Here is a 2667-nt window from a genome sequence, read left to right as displayed (position 1 = left end):
GACCAGCTCGCCCTCGGCCACCTGGAGCGAGACGCGGTCGAGGGCCGTGACGTCGCCGTACCGGCGGGTGACCTCGATCGCCTCCGCGAGGATCACCCGCCTGGTGGCTCAACCTCCAGGCGCGTCCGGAGGCCCGGATCGACCTCGGCGGCCGGTCCACGCAGATCCGCGCCCGCGCCGCGACCGGCGACGAGCGGGCCCGGTTGTGGGACCGGTGGCGCGTCATCGACAAGGGCCTGGACGGCTACGCGGCCCGGCGCTCCCGCGAGACCACTGTCGTGATCTTCGAGCCCCTAGAGCCAGGTCACGGCTAGCGCCGGATGGTCGGTCGTCCCGGCCATGTCGATCACCCGTTGCCGGCCGGTCCGCGCCGTGCCGGCGACGGCCACGTGCTGCACGCCGCCGTCGGAGTCGGCCACGTAGTGCGGCGGCAGGCAGGACGTCAGGTCGCCGAGGTTGAAGTCCCCGCCGACGACGACCCGGCGGTCGGGAAAGGCCGCGGCGGCCGTCGCGAAGAAGTGCCGGCACTGCGCCAGCGCGACGATCGGATTCGTGCTGACCAGATGGGTCGTGCAGGCGACGAGCCCGCCGGCGGCCGGCGCGCACAACCAGGCCCGGCCCTCCGGACCACCCGGATCCTGGATCGGGTACGTGCCGCCGCGCGCCGGCCGGTTCGCCGGTGCGCGCAGGAGAAGCCCGATCCCGTAGGGCTCCCCGTCGCGGCACACGATCGGCTGCCCGATGCGGCGGTCGATGGCCGGCTGGAACGACACCGCCATGCCACTCGCCCGGCCCAACGCCCGCGCGTCGTCGCGACAGATCTCGTTGAGCGTCACCACGTCGGGCCTCTCCGCCCGGATCAGCGCGGCCGCGGTGCCCACGGACCGTCCGGTGTAGCACCCGGCCCATCCGCTGTTGCACAGGTTCATCTGCAACATGTCCAGCAGCCGCGGCCCCCGGGCATGGCTCACGTCGACGACGGCGAGCACCAGGCTCACGGTGATCCCGAACGCCGTCAGACATCGACCGAGGCGATGAAACAGCGTACGAAGCATCGACCCTCCCCCAGGTTCGTCGCGCCTAACCTCGATTCGCTGCCGCACGCGCGCCGGATGGCCGCGAGTTCGGGCCAGGTCCGGTTGGCAGCGCAACCCCTTCGACACGCGTTGTGACGACGATAGCGACAATCGGTGAACGTTGATATCGGGTCGGGTGACATCCGCGCGCCGACCGGGCGTTCTCGATGGTGATCCACTCAGAGTTGTGCTGGCGGTCGTCCGCTCTTCAGCGGTTGTGCCGGCGCACGATCCGTACGACAGTCACCATGCCCACCAACCACATGAGAGGAGAAATCGTGTCCTTGACCTTCGCGCGTTTGCCGCGCCTGGCGGCCGGCGCGGCCATTGCCACGATCGTGCTGCTCAGCGGGGCCTCGGCGGCCAACGCCGGCGAGCAGCGGGGCGGGCATTCCAGCGAGCCGGTGCGGTTCGCGACGTTCAACGCGTCGCTCAACCGGGGCGCGGCCGGGCAGCTGCGCGCCGACCTGTCCACACCGGACAACGCGCAGGCCCGGGTGATCGCGGAGATCATCCAGCGGGCCCGGCCCGACGTCGTGCTGATCAACGAGTTCGACTACGACCCGCGGGCCGCCGAGCTGTTCCGCGACAACTACCTGGCCGTCGGCCAGAACGGGGCGCGGGCCGTCCGCTACCCGTACCACTTCATCGCTCCGAGCAACACCGGCATCGCCTCCGGCTTCGACCTCAACAACGACGGGACCGTCGTCACCACGCCCGGTGCGGCGGGTTACGGCGACGACGCGCTCGGGTTCGGCGCGTTCCCGGGGCAGTTCGGCATGGTCGTCTACTCGCGCTTCCCGATCGACGAGCGGGACGCGCGGACGTTCCAGAACTTCAAGTGGAAGGACATGCCGGGCGCGCTCCTGCCCGACGGCTTCTACTCGCCGGAGGAGCTGCGCGTGCTGCCGCTGTCGTCGAAGAGCCACTGGGACCTGCCGATCGAGATCGGCCGGCGCACCGTCCACTTCCTCGTGTCGCACCCGACGCCGCCCGTCTTCGACGGTGCGGAGGACCGCAACGGTCGCCGGAACTTCGACGAGATCGGGTTCTGGTCCGACTACGTGACGCCGGGCAAGGGGCGCTACATCTACGACGACCGCGGCCGGCGGGGTGGGCTCAAGCCCGGCTCGTCGTTCGTGATCGCCGGTGACCAGAACTCCGACCCGCTCGACGGCGACAGCATCCCGGGCGCGGCACAGCAGTTGCTCGACAACCGCTGGATCGACGACGCGTTCGCGCCGTCGAGCGCGGGTGCGCCGGAGGCGGCGGCGTTGCAGGGCGGCGCGAACGCGACGCACCGCAGCGACCCCCGCTTCGACACGGCCGACTTCGCCGACACCACGCCGGGCAACCTGCGCGCCGACTACGTGCTGCCGTCCCGGCACGGCCTGACCGTCCGCGGCGGCGGCGTGTTCTGGCCGGCGCAGTCGGACCCGCTGTTCCGGCTCACCGGCGTGTTCCCGTTCCCGAGCTCCGACCACCGCCTGGTCTGGCTCGACGTCCGCACCCAGCGGCCGATGACGCACCGCCACCGCCGTCGCGGCCACCGACCAAGCCCGGACGACGCGGTAGTCGCGGACACATTCGA

Annotated in this window: 3 protein-coding genes; 2 read left to right on the top strand and 1 reads right to left on the bottom strand. The window is 71.5% G+C overall.

The window, feature by feature from the left end; translation table 11 throughout:
* Window positions 1-137 precede the first annotated feature (137 nt).
* Window positions 138-314, top strand: a complete 177-nt coding sequence (locus tag AB0H87_RS40390; protein WP_360158691.1) for a nitroreductase/quinone reductase family protein — start codon at window positions 138-140, stop codon at window positions 312-314.
* On the opposite strand, the gene AB0H87_RS40385 is transcribed toward AB0H87_RS40390, so the two are convergent.
* On the bottom strand, window positions 294-1055 hold the full coding sequence (locus tag AB0H87_RS40385) for an endonuclease/exonuclease/phosphatase family protein (protein ID WP_360158688.1): 762 nt from the start codon (window positions 1053-1055) through the stop codon (window positions 294-296). The genes AB0H87_RS40390 and AB0H87_RS40385 overlap by 21 nt on opposite strands.
* 299 nt (window positions 1056-1354) lie before the next feature.
* Here AB0H87_RS40385 and AB0H87_RS40380 point away from each other — a divergent pair.
* The coding region (locus AB0H87_RS40380) for an endonuclease/exonuclease/phosphatase family protein (protein ID WP_360158685.1) at window positions 1355-2667 on the top strand (1313 nt) is incomplete at its 3' end.

This window comes from Asanoa sp. NPDC050611 (genome assembly GCF_040654855.1).
Taxonomy (GTDB): Bacteria; Actinomycetota; Actinomycetes; order Mycobacteriales; family Micromonosporaceae; genus Asanoa.
Note: the sequence above shows the minus strand (reverse complement) of the source record. Positions and strands in the feature narration are given on the sequence as shown.

Coding starts and splice junctions, on each gene's coding strand:
- AB0H87_RS40385 (WP_360158688.1), bottom strand. CDS start 1,055: ATGCTTCGTACGCTGTTTCATCGCCTCGGTCGATGTCTGACGGCGTTC.